The sequence below is a fragment of the Pseudoalteromonas sp. SR45-5 genome, from assembly GCF_014163565.1.
GTDB classification, from domain to species: Bacteria; Pseudomonadota; Gammaproteobacteria; order Enterobacterales; family Alteromonadaceae; genus Pseudoalteromonas; species Pseudoalteromonas distincta.
This window is the reverse complement of sequence record NZ_JACJDN010000266.1, coordinates 1-5,273: the sequence shown is the minus strand read 5'-3', so window position 1 is coordinate 5,273 and position 5,273 is coordinate 1. Positions and strand designations below refer to the sequence as shown.

6 protein-coding genes are annotated in these 5,273 nt (G+C 39.0%); 1 reads left to right on the top strand and 5 read right to left on the bottom strand.

Annotated elements, in window-relative coordinates; translation table 11 throughout:
• Positions 1–120: 120 nt before the first annotated feature.
• From mnmE to rpmH, 5 genes are all read right to left on the bottom strand, one after another.
• Positions 121–1,485, bottom strand: a complete 1,365-nt coding sequence (gene mnmE, locus H5072_RS11135) for a tRNA uridine-5-carboxymethylaminomethyl(34) synthesis GTPase MnmE (protein ID WP_007584209.1) — start codon at positions 1,483–1,485, stop codon at positions 121–123.
• A 134-nt stretch (positions 1,486–1,619) separates the two neighbouring features.
• Positions 1,620–3,257 carry a membrane protein insertase YidC gene (gene yidC / locus H5072_RS11130; protein ID WP_024597181.1) on the bottom strand — a complete coding sequence of 546 codons (1,638 nt, stop codon included), beginning with the start codon at positions 3,255–3,257 and terminating at the stop codon, positions 1,620–1,622.
• An 8-nt stretch (positions 3,258–3,265) separates the two neighbouring features.
• On the bottom strand, positions 3,266–3,541 hold the full coding sequence (gene yidD, locus H5072_RS11125) for a membrane protein insertion efficiency factor YidD (RefSeq protein WP_004335219.1): 276 nt from the start codon (positions 3,539–3,541) through the stop codon (positions 3,266–3,268).
• A gap of 129 nt (positions 3,542–3,670) precedes the next feature.
• Complete coding sequence (gene rnpA / locus H5072_RS11120; protein ID WP_004335217.1) at positions 3,671–4,093, bottom strand: ribonuclease P protein component; 423 nt, start codon at positions 4,091–4,093, stop codon at positions 3,671–3,673.
• 7 nt (positions 4,094–4,100) lie between these two features.
• A complete protein-coding gene (rpmH, locus tag H5072_RS11115) occupies positions 4,101–4,235 on the bottom strand; it encodes a 50S ribosomal protein L34 (protein ID WP_004335215.1) in 135 nt (44 codons plus the stop codon).
• 518 nt (positions 4,236–4,753) lie between these two features.
• Between rpmH and H5072_RS11110 the strand changes: the two genes are divergently transcribed.
• Positions 4,754–5,273, top strand: a 520-nt coding sequence (locus H5072_RS11110) for a DnaA N-terminal domain-containing protein (protein ID WP_310735879.1), incomplete at its 3' end; no start/stop codon positions are given.

The following is a 5,273-nucleotide window of genomic DNA, read 5'->3' as shown; positions in this document are numbered from 1 at the left end:
ATTTTATTGGCAGAACTGGCTGGGATTGACGGTACAAATACATATTTTATAGTGAATATTTTACATAAAAAAAGAGCACCTAAGTGCTCTTATAATAAACATAAATCTGTAATAAGGTGCTTATTTACCAATACAAAATGAGCTAAATATCTTGCCAAGTAAGTCGTCTGAGGTAAATTCACCGGTTATTTCGTTTAAATACTGCTGTGTTAAACGCAGTTCTTCAGCCAATATTTCACCAGCAATGTGCATTTCTAATTGTGTTTTACCTGTTTCTAAATGATACGCAGCACTCTCTAGTGCATCCAAATGACGACGGCGCGCCATAAAGCCACCCTCTGTTGCGCCTTGAAAGCCTATACAGGCTTTTAAATGCTCGCGAACAAGTTCAATACCGTCAGCATTTTTAGCACTTAAGCTGATGACCGGGTATTGTTGCTCTTGCTCCATTCCGACTATATCACCCGATAAATCAGCTTTATTTCTGATGACCGTAACCCCCATACCTTCTGGTAATTTGGCCATAAATTCAGGCCAAATTTTATGCGGGTCAGTATCTATAGTGTCAGTGCCATCAAGCATAAATAAAACGCGATCGGCTTGGTTTATTTCATCCCACGCCCGTTCAATACCTATTTGTTCTACGCGGTCAGGGCTCTCTCGTAGGCCTGCGGTATCTATAATATGCAGTGGCATACCATCTATATGTATATGCTCTCGTAGTACGTCGCGAGTGGTACCGGCTATTTCTGTTACGATTGCAGCTTCACGACCGGCTAGGGCGTTTAGTAGGCTTGATTTACCGGCATTTGGGCGACCAGCAATAACAACACGCATACCTTCGCGCATGATGCTGCCTTGCTTGGCTTGGTTGGTTACAGTGTTAAGCTGAGTAATAATAGCGTCTAAGTCGCCTGACACTTTACCGTCTGATAAAAAATCAATTTCTTCATCTGGAAAATCTATTGCCGCTTCTACATACATACGTAAGTGAATTACTTTTTCTACAAGCGTTTCTATGTGTTTAGAAAATTCACCTTGGAGAGACTGTAGGGCGCTTTTGGCAGCTTGTTCGCTCGTAGCATTAATTAAGTCGGCGATGGCCTCTGCTTGTGTTAAATCAAGCTTGTCATTCATAAATGCGCGCTCAGAAAACTCACCAGGCTTTGCTAAACGAACGCCCTCTATTTTACTAATTTCTTTAAGTAGCATATCAAGTACTACAGGACCGCCGTGGCCTTGTAATTCAAGTACGTCTTCACCAGTAAATGAGTTAGGACCTGCAAAGTAAATGGCAATACCTTGGTCAAGTTGCTCGCCAGCTAGGCTTTTAAATGGCACGTAATCGGCGTAGCGAACTTTAGGAATTTTACCTACTACTTTTTCGGCGACACTTTTAGCAAGGCTACCTGAAACGCGAATAATACCAACACCACCACGTCCGGGGGCAGTTGCTTGTGCTGCAATTGTATCTTGATTGATCATGCTATTAATTTGCCAACGATGAGTAACTTTATGGCGGTATTGTAACCTATGAAATAAACACTCGCGAATACTCTGGTGAAAAACAGGCAATAAAAAAGGCGACCGAAGTCGCCTTTATATAAGTAGGAGCTTAGTTAGCCTCTTACTTTAATTCCTTTCTTTTCCATGCCACGGTAGATGATTAACATCTGGACAATAGAAATAAGGTTAGACACTAACCAGTAAAGAACTAAACCCGATGGGAACCATAAGAAGAATACAGAGAAGATAACCGGCATAAAGGTCATCATTTTTTGCTGCATTGGATCAGTTACCGTCATAGGCTGAAGTTTTTGCGTCACAAACATACTCGCACCAAATAAGATTGGTAATACGTAGTACGGGTCTTGTGCAGAAAGGTCTGTTAACCAAAAAATAAATTCAGCATGGCGAAGTTCAGTTGACTCTAAGAATACGTAGAACAAGGCTAAGAAAATTGGCATTTGTAGCAAAATAGGGAAACAGCCACCCATTGGGTTAACTTTTTCTTTTTTGTACATTTCCATAGTTGCTTGGCCGAACTTTTGACGGTCGTCACCAAACTTTTCTTTAAGAGCTGCCATTTTAGGCTGTAGGGCACGCATTTTTGCCATTGAAGTGTATTGCGCTTTAGTAAGTGGGTACATTAACGATTTAACGATAATAGTGATGGCAATAATTGCTACACCCCAGTTACCTAAAATGCTATGTAGCCATTTTAGCAATACAAATAAAGGTTGCGAAATAAACCATAACCAACCGTAATCTACAGTTAAGTCTAAGTCTGGGTGAATTGCTTCAAGAATATCTGACTCTTTCGGACCCATATAATAAGTAGCAGTTAGTGTTTGCTCACTACCAGCTTGAATATTTACAGCGGGATCTTTAGCACCAATAATAGCGGCATTACTTTTTGTAATTAAGCTATAAATTGTATTTGTTTGATCCTGCATTGGAACCCAAGCACTTACAAAGTAATGTTGTATAAATGCAACATAACCACCTTGCGTGTTTTTGTTTAGGTTTTTATCAGCCATATCTGAAAAACTATACTTTTCGTATGGTTCTTCGTCAGTACCGTATGCAGCACCTAAATAGTTTTGATCAACCATGCTACCTTTTTCTTGTACGGTACGCTTAATTTGCGTGTATAGCTGTACTTGAAGAGGTGCGCTGGTAGTGTTGTTGATTTTGTATTCTAAGCCTACGTCATACTGACCTTTTTTGAATACGTATGTTTTAGTAAAACTAACACCATTACTATCAGTAAACTGAAGTGGAACGCGAAGCTCATCACCCGTTAAGGTATATGATTTTTGTTCGGTACTATAAGTAGGGCGACCGTTAGCTGATGCGTCAGGGCCATTTAAGCCAATTAAGCCACTTTGTGAAAAGTATTGTTTGCCACTATCAAGCTGACCAAGAAGCATATAAGGTGTTTCACTTCCTTTAGTTTCTTCGTATTGAAGAAGGTCTGTTTCAACAATGTCACCGCCTTTGGTGTCAATTTTAACTTTAAAAACGTCAGTTGTGATTTCAATAACTGAACGTTTAGCTAAAGTTGCTGAAGCGGGTAAACCTGAATCTGACGATGAAGGAATATAATCATCCGACTCTGGTGAATTTGCTTGTAGTGTTTGTGTTGTGGCACTTGGATCGGCTTTAGGCTTGTTGTAATCATTATCCCATTCTTGGAACAATAAAAACGACACTAGCATTAGGCCAATTAATAAAAACGTGCGTTGCGATTCCATAACAGCTCTTATTTCTCGTGTTGGTGGTTAATATGGGTTAATTTTTCAGGTACGGGATCGTCTCCACCTGAATGTAAAGGATGGCATTTTAATATGCGTTTTAAAGCTAACCAACTACCTTTTATAAATCCATGCAAATTAATTGCTTGAATTGCATAATGTGAGCAGCTTGGATTAAAACGACAATGCGGACCTAACAGCGGGCTAATCCACTTTTGATAACCGCGGATAAATAACACTAAACAAATCTTAGGAAAAGCAACAAGTGGTTTAATTAACCTCATGATGTTTATGCCCCTACTTAAGTTTAGTGAGATAGATATCATGTATTTAAAGACTCAATTAGAAATTTTAAATGCATGATTAAAAGGTGAGCTAAAGATACATTAATTAACCCTGCAATTCTATTGCAATTAGGTTTGTTTATTAGATTTAGCTGATTTGTTTGGGCGTTTCTTAAAAGGTGGCGGTTTAGGTGCACCTGGTTTACAGCGTTCGTTAATTTTTCGCCATAATTTAGTAAGTTGTTTGGTTAATTCTTCATTAGACTGTTCATCAATACCACTTTTCACCATAAGCACAATATCAATATTATCGATGCTGTGTTGATTTAAACGAAAACTTTCGCGAGCGAGACGTTTAATACGGTTTCGTTGGCATGCCTTTTTTACGCGTTTTTTAGCAACAGTAAGACCTAACCGAGGTTTTTCTTGGTCATTTGGTTTAGCTAATAGAGTAAAGAAAGGAGTTGCAGCCCGAGCGGGTTCATTAAATATGCGAGAGTAATGCGAGGGAGTTAACAGACGTAACTCCCTGCCAAAGCTAAAGTCTTCCACTTATAAATTAAGCAGAAAGAACTTTGCGGCCTTTAGCGCGGCGACGTGCTAATACTTTACGGCCATTTACAGTTGCCATGCGAGCACGGAAGCCGTGTGCACGTTTGCGTTTTAAAACGCTAGGTTGAAAAGTTCTTTTCATAACAATCTCATCCGATCGGTTAAAGTTAAAACATCCTATACAGGTCGCGATCCTGGCATAGGTGCCATTGCGAGCGCGAGATATTATAGAGTAAGTAACGTAAAGTCAATCATAATTACGTTCGCAGTATAGAGCCTACTTATGGTTCATAAAGAGATCATGTAGAGCGATCTGATAGGATCATCATAAATAAGAAGTTTTCCACAGCCCCTGTATAAAAAGTGAATAAAAGCGGGGGAAAAGAAAATTGGATCGTAAATTTGGTTCGCGATCTTGGTGTTATTTTGTTATGATCTCCTCTTCGGATCTAAAATAAAAACTGTTTTAAATCAGGTTGTTAATGATTTTATACATCGATATCAACAATTTTATAAAAATCAATCTTTTACTTGTGGATAAAGTGCCTTCATAATACGCGGTCTTGGGTCGCTTATTGGACCATTTGAACGCAATAAATGTATGATTTATAATCATTAATGATGTGCGGGAATAAAAATTATATCTCTGGGAGTTTAACTGTGTATCTGTCGGTTTGGCAAAGTTGTTTATATGTATTGCAAGATGAGCTGCCTTCGCAGCAATTCAGTATGTGGGTAAGACCACTACAAGCAGAAAGTACCGAAGATACCTTGACGATTTATGCACCTAATCGCTTTGTGCTTGATTGGGTAAGAGAAAAGTACCTAAATAGAATTAACGAATTATTAGTAGAAATTTGTGGTGTTGAAGCACCAAAGCTACGTTTTGATGTAGGTAGTAAGCCTTTATTAAATGCACAAGCTGCACCGGTTATAGAAACACAAGCAGCACCACAAGCTTCTACAAAACAACAGCCTCGTGAGCAAAAGCCTGTTGTTGAACCTGCACCTAAGTCAGGTTACAAATCTAACATTAAAGAAAATTATACCTTTGACAGCTTTGTTGAGGGTAAATCAAATCAATTAGCAAAAGCAGCGGCTACTCAAGTTGCCGATAATCCTGGCTCTGCTTTTAACCCTGTATTTATTTACGGTGGTACTGGTTTAGGTAAAACTCACT